Genomic DNA, 23053 nt, shown 5'->3' with positions numbered 1-23053 from the left:
TTTAACTATGGCAAAAGGATTTAATCGTGGCCCCGCAATGGGCGGGCAATCAGGCATGATGCAGCAATTGCAGCAAATGCAAAAGAAAATGGAAATCGCGCAGGCGCAGCTTGCCGAAGAAACTGTCAGCGCAACGGCTGGCGGCGGCGCGATCAAAGTCACCATGACAGGTGACCAGAAATGCAAATCCGTCGAAATCTCCCCCGACTTTCTCAAAGATGCAGACGCTGAAATGCTTCAAGACATGGTTCTCTCCGCTGTCAACATGGCATTGGATGAATCGCGCGCCTTGCAAGAGAAGTTGATGGGCCCGCTTGCGGGTGGGTTGCCTTTTTAGGTTTGAATGTTCAACTTTTCAACTTGTTAACTTTCCAACCTTTCGACAGATAACTCATGCTGCTCCCTGAATCAATTCAAAATTTGGTGACCGCCCTCGAACGCCTGCCAGGCATTGGGCCAAAGTCTGCTTCGCGGCTGGCTTTCTATTTGCTGCGCGCCTCCGAAGATGTGGCACAGGATTTATCCACGGCGCTGGCGAATCTCAAGGCAAACACCGCCTTTTGCCAGGAATGTTTCAACATCACCGACGCAGGCCGCGAACGCTGTGAAGTGTGCGAGTCAACCAAGCGTGATGGCTCGCTCATCTGTGTGGTGGAAGAAGCCTTGGATGTCCTCGCCCTCGAACGTACAGGCGGCTTTCACGGAAAATATCATGTCTTGCAGGGCGTTTTATCTCCCATCGAAGGCATTGGCCCTGATGATTTGAAGATCAAGCAGTTGGTGGCTCGTGTTGCGAATGGGGGAGTGAAGGAGATCATCCTCGCCACCAATCCCAGCATGGAAGGCGATGCAACCGCGCAATATCTGCAAACGCAATTGAAGCATTACGATGTGCATGTCACGCGCCTTGCACGTGGTCTGCCCGTAGGCGGTGACCTTGAATACGCCGATCAGAATACCTTGTTGAGAGCATTATCTGGAAGACAGGAAATGAATTAGCAATCAGCTCCGCAATTGCGGGGCTGATTTTTTATTTTGAGAGCAATGCTTGCAAAACCGCCGTCAACTCAGGAGATGGTTTTGTATTTTTGAAACCTGAAATGCGATGATAAACCTCTGCTGCCGCATCGTGAAATCCGACTGGCATACCCGCTGCATGAAAAGTTGCGGAAATTTCCTTCATTTCACCTTCAAATCGCCAGGCTTTTGCAGTGACACGGGTTGCTCTACGATTTACCTGTTCTGAAAACCCTGCTTCGTCCATGTCCCAATGCTGATATAGCTCTTCACGCACGCCCAGAGATTCGGCCGCCCCGAGAACTGCGCACAGCAGGGCAGTTGTCCCTTTTGAGTAGGCGGCATAGCACATCTTCAAAGCGGATGCCTTGCCAATTTCGGCGCTTATTATTTTTGTTTCGAGTGGACCGTTTGAAAAACAGTCCGCGAGTTGGCTTGCATTTTCTCCTGAAAGATACAGCCAGGTGCTCTTTGGCTCCCATGCCGGTCCGCCGATAATCCCGCCGTCAATAAAATGAATATTTTTTGAGCCGAGCATTTGTCCAATTTTGATGGCGTTTTCCGGGGAAATGGCATTTGCATCTAAATAAGAGCCTTTGAAATCATGTTCAATTACCTGCTTGGCTGTAGTCTCTGCCGCATGCGGCGGGCAAATGCAAATGATGATTTCACATATTTTGCAAAGCTCTTCAAGGGATTTCAAGTCCGCAAGTCCATGTTTTTCAGCACGGGTACGGGTTTCTTCACTTCGATTTTCTGATGCCCAGAAGACATCATGTCCGCTGTTTATGGCAGATGCAGCAATTGAAACTCCCATTTCGCCCGGATGTAAAATGCCAATTTTGCTCATGGTCAGCTCCTTTTTGCTCAGTATAGCATTGAGGTCAAGTAAAATTAATCGAATGAACATCACAATTCTCACTTACGGTTCTCGTGGAGATGTGCAGCCATTTCTTGCTCTTGCCTGTGGATTGCAGGAACGTGGTCACGTTGTAAAGCTTGCTGCTCCGCTATTTCTCGCATTGGTTTGCCACTCAAGTTTTTTGGTATGGAGGAAATGGCGGATACGGATATTCCCTTTCCAAAGAAACTTTGCTGGACCTTTGATAACCGTCCGCTTCACCTTCGGACCCCGTTGCTGTTTGCCTGCAACCCAAACATTTTGCCGCGCCCAAACGACTGGGCCGAACATGTCCACGTGACTGGATACCTCTTTCTCAAAGAAAAATCGTATCAGCCACCCGATGAACTGTCCGCTTTTCTTGATAGCGGCGATGCGCCAGTCTGTATCTCTTTTGGCAGTATGGTTAACCGCAAGGCAGAACGTATTGATCAAATTGTTCGAGAAGCATTAAAACAGATGAATAATCGTGGGATTATCCTTTCAGGTTTGGGGAGTGTAAAGAATCGATCATCGAAAGATTTGCTTTATCTGGAATCTGCACCGCATGATTGGTTGTTACCGCGCTGCAAGATGGTCATTCACCATGGTGGAGCAGGGACGACGTCCGCTGGGCTACGTGCGGGTATTCCAAATATTGTTGTGCCATTCACTGCTGATTAACTCTTTTGGAAAATCGCATCAATGCAATTGGTGTTGGGCCGAAACCGATTCTGGTAGATAAACTTTCTGTTGAGAATTTAACGCAAGCAATTGTTGAAGCTGATTCAAATATCATTCGTAAACGCGCCCAATTCTTTGGTCAAGGCATAAGAAACGAGGATGGGATCAACAATGCGATCATGTTGATAGAGTCGCATGTTTTTGAGTTCGAAAAGAATCTAGATTCTGTGTTCTAAAAAGTGTGTTTAAATTGGTGCGATTTTTTAAGGTTGAAATGTCTTGCAGCTATTGACAAAGTCTTCGAGATGCATATAATTGCCATTCGCCAGTACAAAACAAAAGATTTCGTCTCCCAGACAAATCATTGACAACTGAGTAACCGTCTTACATCAGAGACACAAAGCAAATAAGTTTTGCAGCCTGATGAACCGATGCGAAAGAAAAGCATCGGTATTTTAGTCTGTGTAAAACCTTGACAGACGGTTATAGTAGCGAGTAGAATATCGCTCGCTCAAATGGCAAGCACCTTAACAACTGAAAAGTGATAGGAAACAACATTTTTGTTGAACCAGTAAATTCCGTAACTTTAACACTCGCAAGAGTGAAAAATTTTTTGCGGAGAGTTTGATCCTGGCTCAGGATGAACGCTGGCGGCGTGCCTAATACATGCAAGTCGAACGAGGTGCTTGAGTAGCAATACGAGAGTATCCTAGTGGCGAACGGGTGAGTAACGCGTTGGTGACCTACCCCAAAGTGTGGGATAACAGTCCGAAAGGATTGCTAATACCGCATGTGGTTATCGGATTTAGAAACTGATATCTAAAGGAGCAATTCGCTTTGGGAGGGACCTGCGTCCCATCAGCTAGTTGGTGAGGTAATGGCTCACCAAGGCTACGACGGGTAGGGGACCTGAGAGGGTGACCCCCCACAATGGAACTGAAACACGGTCCATACACCTACGGGTGGCAGCAGTAGGGAATATTGCTCAATGGGCGAAAGCCTGAAGCAGCAACGCCGCGTGTGCGATGAAGGCCTTCGGGTCGTAAAGCACTTTTCTGAGGGATGAGCAAGGACAGTACCTCAGGAATAAGTCTCGGCTAACTACGTGCCAGCAGCCGCGGTAAAACGTAGGAGGCAAGCGTTATCCGGATTCACTGGGCGTAAAGCGCGTGCAGGCGGTTCGGTAAGTTGGGCGTGAAATCTCCTGGCTTAACTAGGAGAGGTCGTTCAATACTACCGGACTTGAGAGTGATAGAGGAAGATGGAATTCCCGGTGTAGTGGTGAAATGCGTAGATATCGGGAGGAACACCAGTGGCGAAAGCGATCTTCTGGATCATTTCTGACGCTCAGACGCGAAAGCTAGGGTAGTAAACGGGATTAGAGACCCCGGTAATCCTAGCCGTAAACGATGTAAACTTGGCGTCGGTGGCTTAAACTCCATCGGTGCCGCAGCTAACGCGATAAGTTTACCGCCTGGGGACTACGATCGCAAGATTAAAACTCAAAGGAATTGACGGGGGCCCGCACAAGCAGCGGAGCGTGTGGTTTAATTCGATGCTACACGAAGAACCTTACCCGGGTTTGACATGCAAGTGGTAGTGATCCGAAAGGTGAACGACCCGCAAGGGAGCTTGCACAGGTGTTGCATGGCTGTCGTCAGCTCGTGTCGTGAGATGTTCGGTTAAGTCCGCTAACGAGCGCAACCCTCGCTGTATGTTACATGTGTCATACAGGACCGCCGGTATCAAGCCGGAGGAAGGTGGGGATGACGTCAAGTCCGCATGGCCTTTATGTCCGGGGCTACACACCCGCTACAATGGTCGGTACAATGGGTTGCTAAGCCGCGAGGTGGAGCCAATCCCCCAAAGCCGGCCTCAGTTCAGATTGCAGGCTGCAACTCGCCTGCATGAAGCCGGAGTTGCTAGTAAACGCGCGTCAGCTATAGTGCGTTGAATACGTTCTCGGGCCTTGTACACACCGCCCGTCACGTCATGGGAGCTGGTAACACCTGAAGCCGGTAGTCTAACCGCAAGGAGGACGCCGTCGAAGGTGGTGCTGGTGACTGGGACGAAGTCGTAACAAGGTAGGTGTACCGGAAGGTGCGCCTGGATCACCTCCTTTCTAGAGAAAGTGAGCACACCCTACGGGGTAGTCGCTCTACAATTGCCCACACGGTGAACTTGGGCGCTGGATCGCAAAACGAGTTTCCTATCACTTCTCAGTTGCTAAGGAAGAATCCCGGGCTTGTAGCTCAGTTGGTTAGAGCACTGTGCTGATAACGCAGGGGTCACAGGTTCGAATCCTGTCAAGCCCACTAACCAGGCAAGTCCTGGGGATGTAGCTCAGTGGGAGAGCAGCGCCTTTGCAAGGCGAAGGTCGCGGGTTCAAATCCCGCCATCTCCACTGAGTTCGTAGCAAGAACAAACGGAGTAAAAATAGGTTTGATAAACGGTACGCAAACATAAAGAGGAAGTCACACCGCGTGAAGCATGGGTAATTAATGACCCGGCGGTGTAACGTCGGGTCGCTTTGTGTCTAAAATGAGTTGAAGGGTAATCGATGCCCTTGATTGCGATCGAGAGCATCGGTCACTGGTCAACAGTGAAATGAACCTTAAAAACTGAATAGCAAGATGATGTAGGCCGATAAAGAAATTTATCGAAGTAATTAATAAAGCGAAAAGTATCAATTTCTCCGTATCACGTGGAGAAGCTACTAAGAGCTTATGGTGAATGCCTTGGCGTCAAGTGCCGATGAAGGACGTGGGACACTGCGATAAGCCTCCGGGGAGCCGTGTACAGGCGTTATATCCGAGGATGTCCGAATAGGGAAACCAACTGTTGCGAACCAACAGTGTCTCTGGCTGAATATATAGGCCAGTTGACGGGAACCTGGGGAACTGAAACATCTAAGTACCCAGAGGAAAAGAAATTATTCCCCCAGTAGTGGCGAGCGAACGGGGAGAAGCCCAAACCGAATCTGCTTGCAGAGTCGGGGTTGTAGGACCGGCATATGGAAGTTACAAAACAATCAGTTAGCGGAAAGGTGTGGGAAAGCCTGCCAAAGAGGGTAATAGCCCCGTATGCGAAAACTGATCGTCTTCCGCCGTGTTCCTGAGTACTGCCGGGCACGCTAATCCGGCAGGAAGCTAGGGAGTCCACTCTCTAAGGCTAAATACACTTGACGACCGATAGTGAACTAGTACCGTGAGGGAAAGGTGAAAAGTCCCCCTGTTAGGGGAGTGAAATAGAACCTGAAACCATAAGCTTACAAGCAGTTGAAGGGCTACGACAAGTTGAGCCCCCTAGAAATAGGGACGTTCCTTGTTATGCCTGACAGCGTGCCTCTTGGAGAATGAGCCTGCGAGTTAATTTCAGTGGCGAGGTTAAGGGAGTAACACCCGAAGCCGTAGCGAAAGCGAGTCTTAATAGGGCGTATAGTCGCTGGAATTAGGCCCGAAACCGTGTGAGCTACCCATGGGCAGGGTGAAGCGAGTCTAAACACTCGTGGAGGCCCGAACTCACTAACGTTGCAAAGTTAGGAGATGACCTGTGGGTAGAGGTGATATGCCAATCGAACACGGAGATAGCTGGTTCTCCCCGAAATAGCTTTAGGGCTAGCGTCATGCGTTTAGTACTGGAGGTACAGCACTGAATGGGCTAAGGGGCTTACAGCTTACTGAACCCAATCAAACTCGGAATGCCAGTACTCCATAGCATGGCAGTCGGACTCCGGGAGATGAGTTTCGGGGTCGAAAGGGAAACAGCCCAGATCATCGGCTAAGGTCCTAAAATCTATGCTAAGTGGGAAACGAGGTGAGGTTACTTAAACAACCAGGAGGTTGGCTTAGAAGCAGCCACCCTTTAAAAAGTGCGTAACAGCTTACTGGTCTAGTGACTTCGCGCGGAAAACTTAACGGGGCTAAGCATAGTACCGAAGCCATGAGTCTCAACGCAAGTTGGGGCAGTAGGGGAGCGTTCTGTCAGCGGTGAAGGTCGATCGTAAGGGCGACTGGAGCGGACAGAAGTGAGAATGCAGGCATGAGTAGCGTACAAACACGTGAGAACCGTGTTCGCCGTAAGTCTAAGGTTTCCGACGCCAGGTCATTCCGCGTCGGGTTAGTCGAGTCCTTAGCCGAGGCCGAGAGGCGTAGGTGATGGACATCCGGTCAACATTCCGGAACCGCTAGAGAGTGCGATGGGAGGACGCAACGAGGTAGGCCAGCCCATTATTGGATTTGGGTTCGATCCATCTAGGTGTTGAGACTGGTAGGTAAATCCGCCAGTTGAGCTGAGGTGGGAGCGGGCCGTAAGGCGAAGTGGCTGAGCCTTGTTGCCAAGAAAAGTCTCTAAGCATAACTTTCTAGTGCTCGTACCGCAAACCGACACTGGTAGACGGGTAGAGTATACCAAGGCGAACGGGAGAACCCTCGTTAAGGAATTAGGCAACATGACCCCGTAACTTCGGGAGAAGGGGTACCCCCTGACGTGTCAAAGCGTCGGAGGGTCGCAGTGAAATGGCTCTGGTGACTGGTTAACAAAACCACAGGTCTCTGCTAAGCCGTAAGGCGATGTATAGGGGCTGACGCGTGCCCAGTGCCGGAAGGTTAAAGGGAGAGGTTAGCGCAAGCGAAGCTTTGAACTGAAGCCCCGGTGAACGGCGGCCGTAACTATAACGGTCCTAAGGTAGCGAAATTCCTTGTCGGGTAAGTTCCGACCCGCACGAACCGCGTAACAATTAGAGCACTGTCTCGACGAGGGACCCGGTGAAATTGAAATGGCTGTGAAGATGCGGCCTACCCGCAGCAGGACAAAAAGACCCCGTGGAGCTTTACTGCATCTTGGCATTGTATTTGGATATAATCTGTGTAGGATAGGTGGGAGGCTTTGAAGCTGGCGCGCTAGCGTCGGTGGAGTCAACGGTGAAATACCACCCTGATTATGTTTAGATCCTAACCCCATTCCGTAATCCGGATGGGGGACCGTGCCAGGTGGGCAGTTTGACTGGGGCGGTCGCCTCCTAAAAGGTAACGGAGGCGCCCAAAGGTTCCCTCAGGTGGAATGGAAACCCACCATAGAGTGTAAAGGCATAAGGGAGCTTGACTGTAAGGCCAACGCGCCGAACAGAGACGAAAGTCGGGCTTAGTGATCCCACAATACCGAGTGGAAGGGTTGTGGCTTACCGGATAAAAGCTACCCCGGGGATAACAGGCTGGTGAGATCCAAGAGTTCACATCGACGATCTCGCTCGGCACCTCGATGTCGGCTCATCGCATCCTGGGGCTGGACAAGGTCCCAAGGGTCGGGCTGTTCGCCCGTTAAAGCGGTACGCGAGCTGGGTTCAGACCGTCGTGAGACAGGTCGGTCTCTATCCGCTGTGGGCGTAAGGGATTTGAAGGGAGCTGCTCCTAGTACGAGAGGACCGGAGTGGACAGACCTCTAGTGTGCCAGTTGTTCCGCCAGGAGCATCGCTGGGTAGCCATGTCTGGCAGAGATAACCGCTGAAAGCATCTAAGTGGGAAACTCGCCCTAAGATTAGATCCCTGTATTCCAGTTAATGGAGTAAGACCGCAGGTAGACCACCTGCTTAATAGGCAGCATGTGTAAGCACAGTAATGTGTTAAGCTAAGCTGTACTAATGGTCGAGGGCTTCCTTCTCGTGATACGGAGAAGTTGGTACTTTTCAAAAAGACAAACTACATCATTTTATTCTTGCTATTTGGTGACAATCTTGTGAAATTGTCCCTTGGTGATTTGAGCGACGTGGGTACACCCGGTCCCATTCCGAACCCGGAAGTTAAGCATGTCAGCGCCGATGGTACTTGGAGGGCGACCTCCTGGGAGAGTAGGTCATTGCCAAGGGGCTTTTCTTTTTAATAAAATCAGGCGGAAATCTTCTCATTCGCGCCTGTATCGTGTATAATACACACGCAGTTTCGGCGTGGAGGATGTTTCATCTTCTCCACATAAATCATGAGGAGTGTGAAGCGCATCTTTTGATCGTATGGTCATCGAGTTCGTTTCAGGTCTTGTTATAAAGTCCTCGGCTGATTCTGTGTAACGGCCGATTTTTTTTGGACATTTTTATGCAGAAAGTAGGTGATTTCATTGGCTTCAGTTAATTTACGTAACGGCGAATCCCAGGATTCACTGCTCAAGCGTTTCCGCAAAAAGATCGTCAAGAGCGGCATCCTGAGCACTATTCGCAACAAGCGCTGGTTCGTCTCCAAGAGCGAGACGCGCCGCATGGAAAAGAAGAAGGCGATCCGCCGCATCAAGCGACGTTCGTTCAAGGATACAGAATAAATCAAGAGGCGTGTATGACAAAAGAAGAAGGCAAAATCAAAGTTGATGGTCTTGTAATCGAAGCCCTGCCTGGAACCCAGTTCCGTGTACGGCTTGATAACGGTCATGAAGTTTTGGCATATCTCTCGGGGAAAATGCGCAAGCACTATATTCGCATTCTTCTTGGTGATCACGTGTCAATGGAAATGTCTCCTTATGATCTGACCCGCGCCCGCATCACCTTCCGTCAACGTAAGAACGCGCCTACATCCTCTTCTGTTGGGAGTTAATCCCCGATTTGAAAAAATAAAAAGTCCTCCATGTACATGGAGGACTTTTTGCGTTTATTCGATTCTTTGTTACACCAGATCTCTGAATGAAGTCAGGACCTTCATATAGTTGGCTCGTTCAAATGCGGCTGGTTCCTTGACGGATTTTTGACTCATGCTGCCTTGCATTTGCTCAATCGAAACATATTCCCGTTCCTTCATCCATGCTTCGAGCTCGCTCAACATGGACGGAATTACTTTTTCGCCGTTATGCAGGAGATTGGATGCCATCATGGCGACCTTTGCCCCGGACATCATGGATTTGAGAACGTCGCTGGCGGTATGTACACCGCTGGTCAGAGCAAAATCGGCGTTGACTTTTCCATGCAGGATTGAGATCCAGCGCAGAGGGAGTCGCAAGTCTGCTGAAGTGCTTAAATCCAGATTGTGGACGATTTCCAACTCGTTCAGGTCAAAATCGGGCTGGTAGAACCGATTGAACAGTACTAGACCGTTTGCCCCAGCTTCAACGATGCGACGGGCAAAGTTCGGCAGGGCGGTGATGTATGGACTCAGTTTCACCGCCAGCGGGATCGAAATGACCGACTTCACTTCAGCCACCAACTCTACCTGCGCGTTTTCCAGTTCCTGCGCGGTGAGGTTCGTGTCGGTGGGGATATAGTATAGGTTGAGTTCCAGCGCATCGGCTCCCGCATCCTGAATTTGCTTCGCGGAACGAGTCCAGCCGCCTTTTGAGACACCGTTCAAACTTCCGATCACGGGGATGCTCAGGTTCTTTTTCAAACTGGTTACCTGGCTCAAATACTTTTCAGGACCGATCGAGTATGTGCCGTTATTTGGTAGATATGACATGGCCTCGGCAAATGAATCGGTGCCGCGTGTCAGATAATGGTCGAGTTCGAGCGATTCGTGGATGATTTGTTCCTCAAAGAGGGAATACATCACGATGGCGGAAATCCCCGCCTCTTCCAGCTTCTTTGCCGAATCAAGTTTTTTTGATAGGGGAGATGCCGAGGCGACGAGCGGGTTCTTTAATTTCAGACCAAGATAAGTTGTAGAAAGATCTATCATGATTTTTTCTCCTCGGTACCGTTGTTTTCATCATAATGCATGGATGCCATCTGCTGGTACAGGGTCCAGCGGGATTTCGCGTCGTGCTGCGCTTCCTTCATTAACATTTCAGCGCGCTCTTCATCCATTTGGGTGAGCATCTTATAGCGGGTCTCATTATAAGCATATTGTGAAATCGGAATGCTTGGTTCCTTGGATTCGATGACGAGCGGGTTTTGTCCCTGCTCGGCAAGGGCCGGGTTGTAACGATACATCGGCCAGTGACCCGATTGCACCGCGAGTTTGGTCTGGTCGAGGCTCTTGGCCATATCATAGCCGTGAGCGATACAGGGGCTGTACGCGATGACGAGGGATGGGCCATCATAGGCTTCAGCTTCGATCAGAGCCTTGAGGGTTTGCTGGTCGTTGGCTCCCATTGCAACGCGGGCGACATATACGTATCCATAGGACATGGCAATCAGACCGAGGTCTTTCTTGGGTAAGCCTTTGCCGCTCATGGCAAATTTTGCAACTGCTGCGCGCGGTGTGGACTTGCTGGCCTGGCCGCCTGTGTTTGAATACACTTCGGTATCCAGCACGAGGATGTTGACGTTGCGTCCGCTGGCGAGTACGTGGTCAAGACCACCGTAGCCGATATCGTACGCCCAGCCATCGCCGCCGATGATCCAGACAGATTTCTTGACGAGGTTGTCAGCAAGGCTGATTAGATCTTTGGCACGGCTGTCACTAGACTTGCTGAGTTTGTTCTTCAATTCGACGACACGTTCGCGCTGAGCGCCAATGCCTGTTTCGTCTTCCTGGTTGGCATTCAAAATGGCTTCGACCAACTCAGTGCTCACAGTTGATTCAAAGGATTTGAGCAACTCGAGTGCATATTCGGCCTGTTTGTCGATCGTCAGGCGCATGCCCAAACCAAACTCGGCGTTATCTTCAAACAGCGAGTTTGACCATGCGGGGCCGCGTCCATCGGCATTCTTGGCCCACGGGGTAGTAGGGAGATTACCGCCGTAGATCGAGGAACAACCTGTGGCATTCGCGATCACGGCGCGGTCACCGAACAACTGCGAGACCAGCTTCACATACGGAGTTTCACCGCAACCTGCACAAGCGCCGCTGAACTCAAACAATGGGCGCAGCAACTGCGAGTTCTTGATGGTGGAAGGATTGAACAACTTCCTGTCCATATCGGGAATATTCATGAAGAAATCCCAGTTCTTGGCTTCTGCTTCGCGTAAAGCGGGCTGAGGTTCCATGTTGATCGCCTTGCGGCCAACGGCTCGCTTATCCTTCACAGGGCAAACTTCTACGCACAAGGTACAGCCTGTGCAATCTTCGGGTGCAACTTGAAGCGTGTAGGCGAACCCGGTCGAAAATTCCTTGAACTTCGACGGAGTGTGTTTGAAGGTGTCAGGTGCGCCAGCCACGAGCTTCTCATCGTACACCTTGTGGCGGATGACTGCATGTGGACAAACCATCACGCACTTACCGCATTGGATACAAATATCAGCGTCCCAAACAGGGATTTCGAGCGCGAGATTACGTTTTTCCCATTGGGTTGTGCCAGTGGGGAAGGTGCCGTCGATGGGGAATGCGGAAACGGGGATGTTATCGCCATCTGAGTCGATAATCTGCCCAAGCACGTTCTTGACGAAATCAGGCGCTTCATTCGGGACCGGGAGCCTGCGTGTCGTCTTTGAAGTTACCGCCGCTGGGACTTTGACCTCATGAAGATTCGCGACAGTTGCATCCACAGCCTCGAAATTCTTCTTCACGACAGCCTCACCACGCTTGCCATAGCTCTTTTCAATGGCATGCTTGATCTCCGCAATGGCCGCTTCGCGCGGAAGAATACCGCTGATGGCGAAGAAAGCCGTCTGCATGATGGTGTTCATGCGTCCGCCCATGCCAGTCTGTTCGGCCACATCGTAGCCGTTGATGACATGGAACTTGAGCTTCTTGGTGATGATATCCTTCTGGACTTCCTGGGGAAGTTCATCCCAGATTTCATCGGGGCCAAACATGCTGTTGAGCAGGAAAATGCCGCCTTCTTTGGCGTATTTGAGCATATCCACACGTTCGAGGAATGCATATTGGTGGCAGGCTACGAAATTTGCCTGATTGGCTTCAATGAGATATGGAGCACGGATGGCCTTGGGTCCAAAGCGCAGATGAGACATGGTCACCGTGCCAGACTTCTTCGAGTCATAGTAGAAGTAGCCCTGAGCATAGTTTTCAGTCTCTTCACCGATGATTTTGATCGAGTTCTTGTTCGCGCCCACCGTTCCGTCGGAGCCGAGGCCGAAGAACACGCAACTGACCATTCCTTCTGATTCGAGCGAGAAGGATGAGTCCACGGTCAGGCTGGTGTTCGAAACATCATCATTGATGCCGAGGGTGAAGTGATTCTTGGGTTCAGGTTTGGCTAATTCGTCGAGGACCGCCTTGGTCATGGCAGGAGTGAATTCCTTGGAGGAAAGACCATAGCGCCCACCGATGACATTGATATCGGCGCGTTTGCCTTCCATGAGAGCGTTTACGATATCCAAGTACATCGGTTCGCCGTTGGCGCCGGGTTCCTTGGTTCGATCCAATACTGCAATGGATTTCACAGTCTTGGGCAAGCCCTTGATGAAATGTTCAATGGAGAATGGACGATACAAGCGAACGCGTAAAACGCCAACTTTTTCGCCTTTTGCAGCCAAATAAGAAACGGTCTCTTCTACAACTTCGCCGCCAGAGCCCATGATGATAATGACGCGTTCGGCTTCGGGATGTCCGCTGTAATCAAAAAGGTTGTAATGGCGGCCTGTGACTTTGGCGAACTTATCCATCATCTCCTGCACGATGGCGGGAGTGGCGGTGTAGTAATTGTTGGAGGCTTCGCGCATTTGGAAGTACACATCGGGGTTCTGCGCGGTTCCGCGCAGGGTGGGATGTTCAGGTGTGAGTCCACGTGCTCGATGGGCACGCACCAGGTCATCGTCTAGCATTTGGCGGAGTTCTTCATCCGTCAATTGGAAGATCTTGGTCACTTCGTGTGAGGTTCTAAATCCATCAAAGAAATGCATGAAAGGCACACGCGCTTTGAGGGTAGCGGCCTGTGCAATGGCTGCAAAATCCTGCGCTTCCTGCACGGAACCTGAGGAAAGCAAGGCCCAGCCCGTCTGGCGGACAGCCATCACATCCTGGTGGTCGCCATAAATGGAAAGGGCGTGAGATGCAATAGCGCGTGCAGCGACGTGGAAGACGGTGCTGGTCAACTCGCCCGCGATCTTATACATGTTCGGGATCATTAACAATAAGCCCTGAGATGCGGTAAAGGTGGTGGTCAGTGCGCCTGTTTGCAGTGCACCGTGTACGGTTCCTGCCGCGCCGCCTTCGGATTGCATTTCAATGACGAGGGGAGTGGTTCCCCAAAGGTTCTTCTTTCCCTTGGCAGACCATTCGTCGGAGAATTCACCCATCCCGGAGGATGGGGTGATCGGGTAAATGGCGATCACTTCGCTGAGACGGTGGGCAACGCTTGCGGTCGCCTCATTTCCGTCAATCATAATGATTGGTTGTTTCATTCTTGCTCCTTTGTAAGCAGGCTTACACCTGGGAATTTCTTCAATTAACAAGTGTATCCCCCTTGCGAATCTAAGGTTAGTTATTATCCGCTTAAATATATGTGCCTGTTGTCACATTTTGGACAGGAATGGTGGAAATAAAAAAACGGCGGTTGCGCCGCCGTTTTTTTCGTGCTTATGCCTGAGGTATCTCTTCAAGCGAATAAAAGATCTTCGCTCCCTTTTCCTTTGCCACACTGACCATTTGATCTGCCCCTGTAGATGCCCCGCCCACGCGCAGGACGGCATCGCATTTATCCAGCAGCATCACAGCGATGGGATGAAAAATTTCATTGAAGGGTTCATCACCGATCTGTTTTGAGCCAGCCAGTGCAACCAACGGAAGCGCGAACCATTCTCCCAATAATGGAATGTGGCCTTTGCGAAAAATGGGCAGTGCAAAGGTTTCCATCAGGTGGACATTCGCTGCGATCTTTTCAGGGTCGTCATTGGTTCCAGAACGATAGGGTCCTGCGATCAGGATCATCATGGGTTTGCTGTTCATTTACACTCCTAAATATTTTTCAAGTTGTGGTCTTGCCATTAATAATGCCGCCAGTGTTTTTGCATCTGGAAGTTCGCCTCGTTCCGCGCTGAGAATTGCCTCACGGACGGGAATTTTCTCCACCGATAAAAATTCATCATCATCCGCTTCGAGCGGATTGTGCTTCAGATTGGTTGCCAGAAAGACGCCCATGAATTCAGTGGAATACCCGGGGGCAAGGTAAAACGAACCGACCTGAATCAGCATGCCCGCTTCCATGCCTGTTTCTTCGCGGATTTCACGCGCGGCGCACTCGGCAAAAGGCTCATCGCCATCGCGGGTTCCCGCGGGAAGTTCGAGCATGTCCATGCCTGCCGCGTGGCGATATTGACGGACGAAAAGCAGATTACCATCGCTGTCTATAGGGATGATAACCACCGAGCCGCCGTGTTCAACAATGTCAAATTTTGTTTCGCGGCCGTCAGGTGTCTTCATCGTATCGCGGCGGATCTTGAAGGCACGTCCCTGCAGCAGTGGTTCTGATTTGATGAGTTCAAATGGCATGATGTTCTCCTTGGTATCAAAAAAGCCCAAGCATTTGCCTGGGCTTTTTAATCAACTAAAACGATTACGGTATTTTGATCGGCTGCCCAACGGTCAGTGTGGCCGAGAGCGAAATACCGGTCGCAGAGGCAATTGCGGCAGGGTCAACATCGCCGAATTTGCATGCAATGCTGTACAGATTTTCATCTGCAGAAACAACGCTATAGGTTGTGGGATGGGCCGCCAGCATGCGGTCACCAGGGAAGGCGCCGCTTTGGGGAATCGTCAATTTCAAGCCGGGGTAATACAGGTCAGGGCTGGTGAGGCCGCTTAAGCTGAGCAATTGATCGGGGTCCACATTGAAACGACGGGCAATACAATAGGGGAATTCACCATTTTGCAAAGTATAGGTTGCGGGGCGCACACCGGCTGGAACGGGCGTGGTGGTTGGGCCGCTCGGGGTGGACGCTGCAGGAGTTGTTGGCACCGCATTGGTGGGGGTGCTTGGTGCGCCGACAGTCGGAGTGGCAGACGGCAGGGTGCCCGGCTGTGCGGTGATGACGGTTCCAGTTGTCACCACAGCTTGCGGTGTACCGCCGTTTGCAACTGTGGTTTGAGCAGCAGCAGTTTGTTTTGCAAATTCAGCGATCAAATCCATTGGATTTTCAGCAGAGGGAAGCGGTGAAACAAATTGCCCCGTGGGTAATGCAGTTGGCGTCGCGGCAGGCGCGTTTGATGCTGACATCTGACAGGCAGAGATCAACATGTTTGATATTACAAAGATACTGACGATTAGCAAGCCGCGTTGTTTATTACTCATAGTTTCTCCTGTTTCAATATACTCAGTGGGCGATGGTAGCACATGAACTTTAAAGCGTCAAGCGGTTATTGCGGATTGCACTTAAATGTCAATAATGCCTGCTGAATCTCATTTTCGCTTCCCTTCAGACTGTCAACATGCACCTGTTCCCAAACAGTACACAAGCTTTTGCGAATGCGGGCGTCCTCTGCCAGCGCGGCAGTGGATAATTTTTCGGCGGCTCGAATATTTCCTGTCAGCGCATAGGCTTTGATGAAGACGAACCATTCAGATGGGTCGGTTGGTTTGTAGCCCAGCGAGATGGCCTCGTCGGCAAGCGACACCACAGTTTGATAATCATCGGTCTGCTCTGCCAGCCCGGCTTTGGTGAAATAGTAGCACCACTCATGCTCTGGTTCGGGGAAGAACATGGGCGCGGCGGGTGTTTCTGGGTTTGTGATGATGCGTGACGGGTCTGAAAGCGGAATGGCATCCACCAGCACATCGGGGAGTTTGGAATACACATCCATGTCGCCGCGGGAGGGGTCAAATACGTGCAGGCATCCATTTTGCGGAATGTAAAAGACAACTGCCTGGGAGGTGGAACCGTTGAACGTCCGCGTGCGGTAGGGGAAGGTGATGGGTATATTTGGCGCAAAGGATGGCAGGGTGGTGCCGCCGAGTCTCTTTTCGGTGTACAGCATTAAATAAGGGAGGTCTGCTCGTGATGGTTCGGCTGGCGCATACATCCAATTGATTGGCGCGGTGAAAGAGATGTCGGTTTCATAGTCGATGGGCATTTGATGAGTGAGGAGCAGTGTATTTGGCTTCAGCGCGGGGATGCGCCATGCCATTTGCCAGTAGATATCGCGCTGGTTTTCCCAATCGCGGCGGAAGATGTTGGCGTTGAAGAATTGTTGACCGATTCCAAGTGCAATGACCAGCGCGAAAATGTAATTTTTTACACGGCTGTTCCCAAATAAAAGCTCGATCATACCAAGCAGGAAGAGACTCCCGCCGATTATCATCGAGACCATGAAACGGTCATAGGACGATTGCAGGGTGAGTGGGAGTCCCGCCGCGAGTGACGGTAATCTTCCAAGTAGAATGGCGGGGATGCCGATCAGGATCAGCGAAATGGCGAACGTTTTCTGGTTATCTTCCGTGGTCTGCTCGGAGGTTTTTAGATACGGGACGAGAAATATAAATGAAAGCAGGATCAGGCCAAGGCTTAAGAGCGAAGCGGGCGCAGGCAGGGAGGTGAACGTCAATGGGAGGATTTGTATCCAGGCGTAGAATCCCGCTTTCCATAGGGCATCCAGCGCTTCCCGTAAAAATGAAAGGACCGTCAGCGATTGTGTGGCGGTGACTTCGTAGGATGTATAAGGCCCGAATTTATAATAGTAGATGAGCCATGCGGCATTGAGGATCCAAACAAGGAGGAAGGGCCACCAGGCCCTGAGCGTTTTTATGAAGCGTTCGACCAGGCCGCCTTGAAAAAAAGCAAAAAGCAGGAGGAAGCGGATGCCTTCGATGCCGAAAAAATATTCGGTGGGGAAGATGCCGCACAACTGCAGGAGCAATGCGATGATGATGTAAATATTTTTTTGAGTACGCAATCCCTTGAAACTGAACCCAAAGGAAAGTAAATAAAAAATTAACGGAATGAGTTCCTGATTGATGTGTGTGTATGCCACCCAATGCTGACTGTAGCCGGGAAAGATGAGGATGAAAAACGCGGCGATTAGCGCAACGCGTGGACGTTCAGGCCAGATCTGTTTGAACATCCACCAGGCGGCGATGCCGATGATGAAACGGATGACAAGCGCAAAGACCTGCCAGTAAAACGGCACAGGTGGAATGAGGCTGGTGGTGAAGTAAAAGATCGGCCCGAGGAATGGGCGAAAGGGCGCGAAGGCTGGGTTGAATTCAGCAGGCCCAAGGAATTTTGCAATGAAGGCGAAGGGCCAATCATCCCAATAGAAGCCGGTGAAGGGCAGCAACAGGCCGTAAGCCGCAAGGGTGATCGATGCGAAAACCAAAGAGGGGTATTTTTGCAGTTGGCGTATATTCATCATGTTTTTGCAATTATAAGAGAGAAGACCTTTCATTTTTGTTAGGTATAATGATTTTATTCTAAACCTTTTTACCAGAAGATGAAATTATAGTTAATGATATATTGTTGCACGCATCTCAAAAAGAGGAAATAAAGATGAAAAGAATCCTTCACATATTATTTTTGATATTAGCTTTGCTGTTGCAAGCCTGCGGTGAAACCGCAGCCCCCACAGCCGAAGTGACCCTTGCGGAGCCAACCGCAGTTGCGAGCGAAGTTGTGGTTGCGGCAACTGAAGTTGCGCCGATAATCGAAGCAACAGCCGTGCCTGTTGTTTCTGTGACACATGTTGTGATCCCGTCTGCGGGTACGAGCGACCGCGCCACCGCCCATGATAATGAGAATTCGTTGTTCTTTGATACGAAAAAGGTCAAGACAGGCGATGAGTTTTACAAGAATCGTTTCGAGCGTCCCTTCACTTCCATTGATATGAATTACCTGCCCGATCTGGATATCGTGAATTTTTCGATCACCAGCGATGAGAATTTTTTCTACGTCAAAATTTCGATGGTTGGACCTGATGCCGCTTCCCAAAGCCTGACAGGTTTTTACGGGATCGAGCTCGACCGTAATGCAGATGGACGCGCCGAAATGCTGTTAACAACCCGCCCTCCATATACCACCGAATTCAGCGCCGATAATGTCTCGGCTTATCTGGATATCAACAGCGATGTCGGCGGGAATAATATCAACCGTCCCGATACCTTCGGTGATAATGGATTCGAAGCGGTCATCTTTGACCTAAGCAAGGGTGTGTACCCCGAAAACGACCCTGATTTCATATGGGTGCGCCAAACCACAGACAGCGAACTGCCAGCAGTTGAGATCGCTTTTGCGCGCTGGATGTTCAAGGATGGCAAGGAAGCCTTCATGTGGAGCGTGCTTTCCAGCGATGCAGCCATTAACCCGACCATGCTTTATTACCATGATCATCTCACTGCCGAGCAGGCAGGCGCCGCGAATACCGACGACCCCAACTACCCGCTCAAGGAGCTTGCCGCTGTTGATAATACCTGCCGTGTGCCGCTCGGTTTTCAGGCAGTTGGCACTGAGCCGCTGGGATGTTACGTGAAAGGCGGCGAGGCCGAAGAAAAAATCGATCCGTTGGCAGATGGCCCCAACTCCACCTGCGGACAATTTATTGACCTCTGTGGCCGCATTAAAAACACCTACCAGATCTATTCTTCGCAGTAATTACGACTGAAACAAAAAGAGCCTGACGCTTTGTCAGGCTCTTTTCATTGACTGGATGTTTTCGATGGAAGTTTGCGGGACGAGGTCACAGCCCGGCCAGATGGCATCCACGCCCGCTTCTTTCGCGCCGATAACTGCCTCAGCGACTTGGGCAGGATCTCCCTGCCACAGGGTTTGAACGGGGTCGATATTCCCAAATAACAGCATATCTTTCAAATTTGTGCGGGACGCCGCGAGGTCATTTAATTGATCCACTGAGATCGCATCTGCCCCGGTCTGCGCCAGCAAATGCATGGACGTGTTCGTATTCCCGCAAACCGATAACACACGCGGCGCAGGTAATTCGGCGTTCAATTTCTTCAATGCAGGTAAAACGAATTGTTCGAACTTTGCTGGCCCGATAAACCCAGGCGAGCCGCCCATATCGTGGATGGTGATAAAGTCTGCGCCTGCGTTGAGGTAGGCTTGTCCGACTTTTGCAAGGAAAGAAGAAAGATGAAAGAGCGCATCAAGTACAACTTGCGGTTCCTTCTTCATTTCCTTAAACATATTCGCGGGATTGCACACGTACAATAGCAGGGTGTACGGCCCGGGGATTAGCCCTGAAATGACCACATCTTTTCCGATCTCATTTTTGACCAAACCGATCGCTTCACAAATTAAATTCAAACGCCCCGAACCAAGCATGCCCATTGTGTTTTCCGGGGTGATATCTCTCGAAGACTGGACCAAAGCCTTCCGTACTTGTGGAAATTGATAGTCCACGCCTTCGTAATAATTCAATTCCGCGCCCATCATCTCGGCAGGTGCGCACAGATCCAGAGGCAATGCCGCGGAAGGCATCCCCGTCAGCTTGAAGGTGCTTGCGGCGGCTTTCGCCATTTTGGCCGCATCCTTGTGTATCTCGTGAAAGACCAGCCCTTCGCGTTCCAAACCTTCAGCGGTGATATGGATCAGTCCGCTAAATGCGGGTTGGGTATCTATTTTTTTGCCTGACAACAATTCTAAGATTTTTTCACGCATGTTGCTTCCTTTTATAAAATACGGATTATGAATTCCGTTTTCCGCAACTCATAATCCGTAGCTGATTACTTTTTACTGCTTACGATTCACTAGCTCTTCACAGCTTTCACGATCGCAGCGATATGTTCGGGGGTATTCCCGCAGCAGCCGCCAACGACTTTTGCTCCCAGTTCAACATATTTCTTCGAGAAAGTCGCCATGTCTTCGGGACCCATATCATACACGCCCTGTTCGGTCTCAATATCCATGTGCGGGACGCCCGCATTCGGCTTGACCCACAGCGGGAAGCTCGGCACCGTTGCTGCATATTCCTTGATCACGGATTCCATATTTTCCAATGTGGTTCCGCAATTCGCGCCGACGAGAGCCGCGCCCAGTTCTGTATATTTCTTTATCACGTCCTTCGGCTTGACACCCATCATGGTGCGCGTGCCGCGGTCATAGCTGAAGGAGACAACGATGGGGAGGTCGGTGGCAGAACGCGCACCTTCGAAGGCCGCGTTGGTTTCTTCAAATGCGAACATGGTTTCGATCAGCAGCAGGTCCACGCCGCCATCGGCGAGGGCTTTGGCCTGTTCAGCAAAAGTCGCTTTCACATCGTCCGCATCCACGGGGCCATAGGGTTTGACCAAAGCGCCGATCGGGCCCATTGATCCAGCGACCAGCCCTCCGTTAAGTGAGGCCGCCTTGCGGGCGATCTCCGCCGCGCGGATGTTCACTTCCGGGGCGCGGTCCTGATATTTCGAATCCTTCATCCGCATGCGTGTGCCGCCGAAGGTGCAGGTCAAAATAATATCCGAACCTGCCTGTGCGAAGGAAGAAGCAAGTTTCAGAATCGTATCGGGGTCGTCAATGATCAGATCCTCGGGTGGCTTGCCGGGCTTGAGACCCATCTTTTGTAAATTCGAACCTGTTGCTCCATCCGCAACAAGAATTTCCCCGCTGTTCAATCGCTCCAAAAACTGATTCATCCTGCTCTCCTGTTTTTTTATTTGACCACAAAATTCTTCGCCATCGGGTCCGCCACACGATTTGGGATCAAATGCGCGATGTGTTCGAATGGCTCACTCATGTGCGGAAAACTCGTCGCAAGCATGAAATTGTTTTGGAATTCGGGATCGGTGGGCAGTTCAAAACGTTCCACCTTGCGTGTTACTTCATCAATCTCGTTGCGTTTCTCAACGTTCAACAATGCGATGCGCGCCCCGTCGCCAGCGGCATTTCCAACTGCGTATACATTTTCCAAAGCACAATCGGGAATCAACCCGATCAGCATGGCTTTTTCTTTATCGATGTAACTTCCAAAACCGCCAGCGAGGATTATTTTATCAGGAGATTGCATCCCACTGCGTTTTAATAATGTCCGTGCCGCAGTGAACAGGGCGGCCTTCGCCAGTTGAATCTGACGCACATCCTGCTGGGTCATGGGGATGTCGCGGCCAATGGAAGTTTCCTCCGCCCAGGCAATGACATACTCCCAGCCGCTTTCTCCCTCTCGAATGCGCTTCGAGTCTAACCCTTTCTTGAACTTGCCCCGAGAATCAACGATGCCTGCCCGGAACAATTCTGCCACCGAGTCGATGATCGCTGATCCGCAGATTCCCTTCACATGGCCCTTGAAGTCAGCGTGATCCGTGTTCCAGCCGTCAACGCCGATGACTTTATATTTTGGCTCAAGCGTCTTCTCGTCAATATTGACGCGCTCAATCGCGCCGGGTGCAGCGCGCATTCCATATTCCACGTGGGCGCCTTCGAGCGCAGGCCCCGTCGGCGTGGATGTGCAAACCAGCCGCTTGCGATTTCCGAGCACGAGTTCGGCATTGGTGCCGACATCGATCAACAGCCAGTTTTCATCCTGTTTGTGAGGTTCCTCGGCTACGATCATGGCGCTGGTATCTGCGCCGACGAAGGATGCAATGGTGGGCAGCACGTGGATATTGCCCGAGGGGTTGATGTGCAATCCCAATTCGCGCGCCTTGATATCCATTGATTTGTGAATGGCGGGTACGAACGGTGCCAGCCCCAAATCCTTCGGATGGAGATTTAATAGGATGTGGTGCATGGTGGAATTTCCAACCAACACCATTTCCAATATTTCCTCGGTTTTGATCTTTGCCGCTTTTGAAGCTTGCTTCAATAATTTATTCAGTGTGGCGATGATCGCCTTGTGCAATTTCTCCAGACCATCTGGGTATTCGATGGCATACTGAATGCGCGACATGACATCTTCGCCGTACACGATCTGCGGATTCATTTCGGATTCTGCGGCGAGCATTTCGCCTGTGCGCAAGTTGCACAAATACAGGGCGACTGTCGTCGAGCCGATATCCACGGCCGCGCCGTAGCTGTCTTCCACGTATCCAGCCTGCACTTCGATGACTTCCTTGTCCTGCCAGACCGAAACGGTCACGTTCCATTTTGCGGCACGCAGTGTGGTGGATAAACCCCGCAGGCATTGATAGTCAATTTGCATCTCATGCCAGCGCGGAAGTTTTTCATCTGTGCCGCGCACCAATGCCATGGATGTTTCGAGCCCTTTGGCGAGACGCTCCCAATCTGCAATGGGACGTTCCAAATTGGGCGGGCTCATGGTAACCAGATATTTTCGGATCGCAGGTTTGACTTCGATCTCGCGGTTGCTTGCGCTCTTGCGGACGATCTGCTTGTTGCCGCGGCTTTCTTCGGGCACATTGATCAACACATCGCCGCAGACCTTTGCCTGGCATGAGAGGCGGACTTGGCCGATCTCCCAGCCTTTGTCTTTCAATAATTTGGGCCTGCGTTCGAGATAGGCACGTTCCTCTGTGGTGACAGGGGTTACATTTTCACGCTTCGAATCGATATTGTATTTTTCGAAACGGCCTTCTTCAATTAAGACCATGCACTTGCCGCAGGTGGCATTTTCGGCACAAATGGATTCGATCTCCACGCCAAGTTCGCGCGCAGCCGAACGGACAGATATGCCTTCGTCCACTTGTCCGCGGCGGCCGGAGGGTTGCAGGATGATATTGTGTTTTTTTGTCATTTTTTGAACCGCTAAGAGTGCACACCCCCCCCCG

General features: G+C 50.9%; 17 protein-coding genes, 2 tRNA genes, 3 rRNA genes and 1 pseudogene. 13 read left to right on the top strand and 10 right to left on the bottom strand.

Going from position 1 to position 23053, the window contains the following annotated elements:
• Positions 1-7 precede the first annotated feature (7 nt).
• Positions 8-337 carry a YbaB/EbfC family nucleoid-associated protein gene (locus IPI86_RS17040; RefSeq protein WP_345299208.1) on the top strand — a complete coding sequence of 110 codons (330 nt, stop codon included), beginning with the start codon at positions 8-10 and terminating at the stop codon, positions 335-337.
• A gap of 56 nt (positions 338-393) precedes the next feature.
• The gene (recR, locus tag IPI86_RS17035; RefSeq protein WP_345299207.1) at positions 394-999 is read left to right on the top strand and encodes a recombination mediator RecR; all 606 of its coding nucleotides are present in this window, start codon (positions 394-396) and stop codon (positions 997-999) included.
• A 31-nt stretch (positions 1000-1030) separates the two neighbouring features.
• On the opposite strand, the gene IPI86_RS17030 is transcribed toward recR, so the two are convergent.
• A complete protein-coding gene (locus tag IPI86_RS17030; protein WP_345299206.1) occupies positions 1031-1927 on the bottom strand; it encodes a DUF1932 domain-containing protein in 897 nt (298 codons plus the stop codon).
• Here IPI86_RS17030 and IPI86_RS17025 point away from each other — a divergent pair.
• The 10 genes and pseudogenes from IPI86_RS17025 to infA form a co-directional block, all read left to right on the top strand.
• Positions 1920-2021 (top strand): annotated as a pseudogene (locus tag IPI86_RS17025) (glycosyltransferase); the annotation flags it as partial. The gene IPI86_RS17030 and the pseudogene IPI86_RS17025 overlap by 8 nt on opposite strands.
• Before the next feature lie 53 nt (positions 2022-2074).
• Positions 2075-2581 (top strand): nucleotide disphospho-sugar-binding domain-containing protein, encoded by a 507-nt coding sequence (locus tag IPI86_RS17020; protein WP_345299205.1) that lies wholly within the window; start codon positions 2075-2077, stop codon positions 2579-2581.
• Between the two features lie 5 nt (positions 2582-2586).
• A complete protein-coding gene (locus IPI86_RS17015) occupies positions 2587-2817 on the top strand; it encodes a hypothetical protein (protein WP_345299204.1) in 231 nt (76 codons plus the stop codon).
• 376 nt (positions 2818-3193) lie between these two features.
• Positions 3194-4703 (top strand): 16S ribosomal RNA (locus IPI86_RS17010).
• Between the two features lie 119 nt (positions 4704-4822).
• Positions 4823-4896: transfer RNA gene (locus tag IPI86_RS17005), tRNA-Ile, on the top strand.
• A gap of 17 nt (positions 4897-4913) precedes the next feature.
• Positions 4914-4985, top strand: a tRNA-Ala gene (locus IPI86_RS17000).
• A gap of 302 nt (positions 4986-5287) precedes the next feature.
• A 23S ribosomal RNA gene (locus IPI86_RS16995) occupies positions 5288-8239 on the top strand.
• 87 nt (positions 8240-8326) lie between these two features.
• Positions 8327-8443 (top strand): 5S ribosomal RNA (gene rrf, locus IPI86_RS16990).
• The 16S, 23S and 5S rRNA genes sit together here with 2 tRNA genes alongside, the layout of an rRNA operon.
• Before the next feature lie 237 nt (positions 8444-8680).
• Positions 8681-8887: a 30S ribosomal protein S21 gene (gene rpsU / locus IPI86_RS16985; protein WP_345299203.1), complete on the top strand. Its 207-nt coding sequence runs from the start codon at positions 8681-8683 to the stop codon at positions 8885-8887.
• A gap of 14 nt (positions 8888-8901) precedes the next feature.
• Positions 8902-9156 (top strand): translation initiation factor IF-1, encoded by a 255-nt coding sequence (infA, locus tag IPI86_RS16980; RefSeq protein ID WP_345299202.1) that lies wholly within the window; start codon positions 8902-8904, stop codon positions 9154-9156.
• A 69-nt stretch (positions 9157-9225) separates the two neighbouring features.
• Here infA and IPI86_RS16975 read toward each other — a convergent pair whose 3' ends face one another.
• The 6 genes from IPI86_RS16975 to IPI86_RS16950 all read right to left on the bottom strand — a co-directional run bounded on the left by IPI86_RS16975 (position 9226) and on the right by IPI86_RS16950 (position 17739).
• Positions 9226-10227, bottom strand: a complete 1002-nt coding sequence (locus tag IPI86_RS16975) for a dihydroorotate dehydrogenase-like protein (RefSeq protein WP_345299201.1) — start codon at positions 10225-10227, stop codon at positions 9226-9228.
• A complete protein-coding gene (nifJ, locus tag IPI86_RS16970; protein ID WP_345299200.1) occupies positions 10224-13796 on the bottom strand; it encodes a pyruvate:ferredoxin (flavodoxin) oxidoreductase in 3573 nt (1190 codons plus the stop codon). Before nifJ ends, IPI86_RS16975 begins: the two co-directional genes overlap by 4 nt.
• A gap of 175 nt (positions 13797-13971) precedes the next feature.
• Positions 13972-14340 carry a DUF4406 domain-containing protein gene (locus IPI86_RS16965; RefSeq protein WP_345299199.1) on the bottom strand — a complete coding sequence of 123 codons (369 nt, stop codon included), beginning with the start codon at positions 14338-14340 and terminating at the stop codon, positions 13972-13974.
• Positions 14341-14883, bottom strand: coding sequence for an NUDIX hydrolase (locus IPI86_RS16960; RefSeq protein WP_345299198.1), 543 nt, complete (start codon positions 14881-14883; stop codon positions 14341-14343). It lies immediately after the preceding gene.
• 64 nt (positions 14884-14947) lie between these two features.
• Entirely contained in the window at positions 14948-15682 is a 735-nt protein-coding gene (locus tag IPI86_RS16955) for a LysM peptidoglycan-binding domain-containing protein (RefSeq protein WP_345299197.1), read from the bottom strand.
• Between the two features lie 65 nt (positions 15683-15747).
• On the bottom strand, positions 15748-17739 hold the full coding sequence (locus IPI86_RS16950) for a hypothetical protein (protein ID WP_345299196.1): 1992 nt from the start codon (positions 17737-17739) through the stop codon (positions 15748-15750).
• A gap of 134 nt (positions 17740-17873) precedes the next feature.
• On the opposite strand from IPI86_RS16950, the gene IPI86_RS16945 reads away from it, so the two are divergent.
• Positions 17874-18971, top strand: coding sequence for a hypothetical protein (locus tag IPI86_RS16945; RefSeq protein ID WP_345299195.1), 1098 nt, complete (start codon positions 17874-17876; stop codon positions 18969-18971).
• Between the two features lie 33 nt (positions 18972-19004).
• Here IPI86_RS16945 and IPI86_RS16940 read toward each other — a convergent pair whose 3' ends face one another.
• The 3 genes from IPI86_RS16940 to IPI86_RS16930 form a co-directional block, all read right to left on the bottom strand.
• On the bottom strand, positions 19005-19994 hold the full coding sequence (locus IPI86_RS16940; RefSeq protein WP_345299194.1) for a uroporphyrinogen decarboxylase family protein: 990 nt from the start codon (positions 19992-19994) through the stop codon (positions 19005-19007).
• Positions 19995-20083: 89 nt separating this feature from the next.
• On the bottom strand, positions 20084-20965 hold the full coding sequence (locus IPI86_RS16935) for a homocysteine S-methyltransferase family protein (protein WP_345299193.1): 882 nt from the start codon (positions 20963-20965) through the stop codon (positions 20084-20086).
• 17 nt (positions 20966-20982) lie between these two features.
• Positions 20983-23019, bottom strand: coding sequence for an ASKHA domain-containing protein (locus IPI86_RS16930; protein ID WP_345299192.1), 2037 nt, complete (start codon positions 23017-23019; stop codon positions 20983-20985).
• Positions 23020-23053: the final 34 nt, after the last annotated feature.

Source organism: Candidatus Villigracilis affinis, from assembly GCF_016705895.1.
GTDB classification, from domain to species: Bacteria; Chloroflexota; Anaerolineae; order Anaerolineales; family Villigracilaceae; genus Villigracilis; species Villigracilis affinis.
This window is presented reverse-complemented; position numbering and strand designations above follow the sequence as displayed.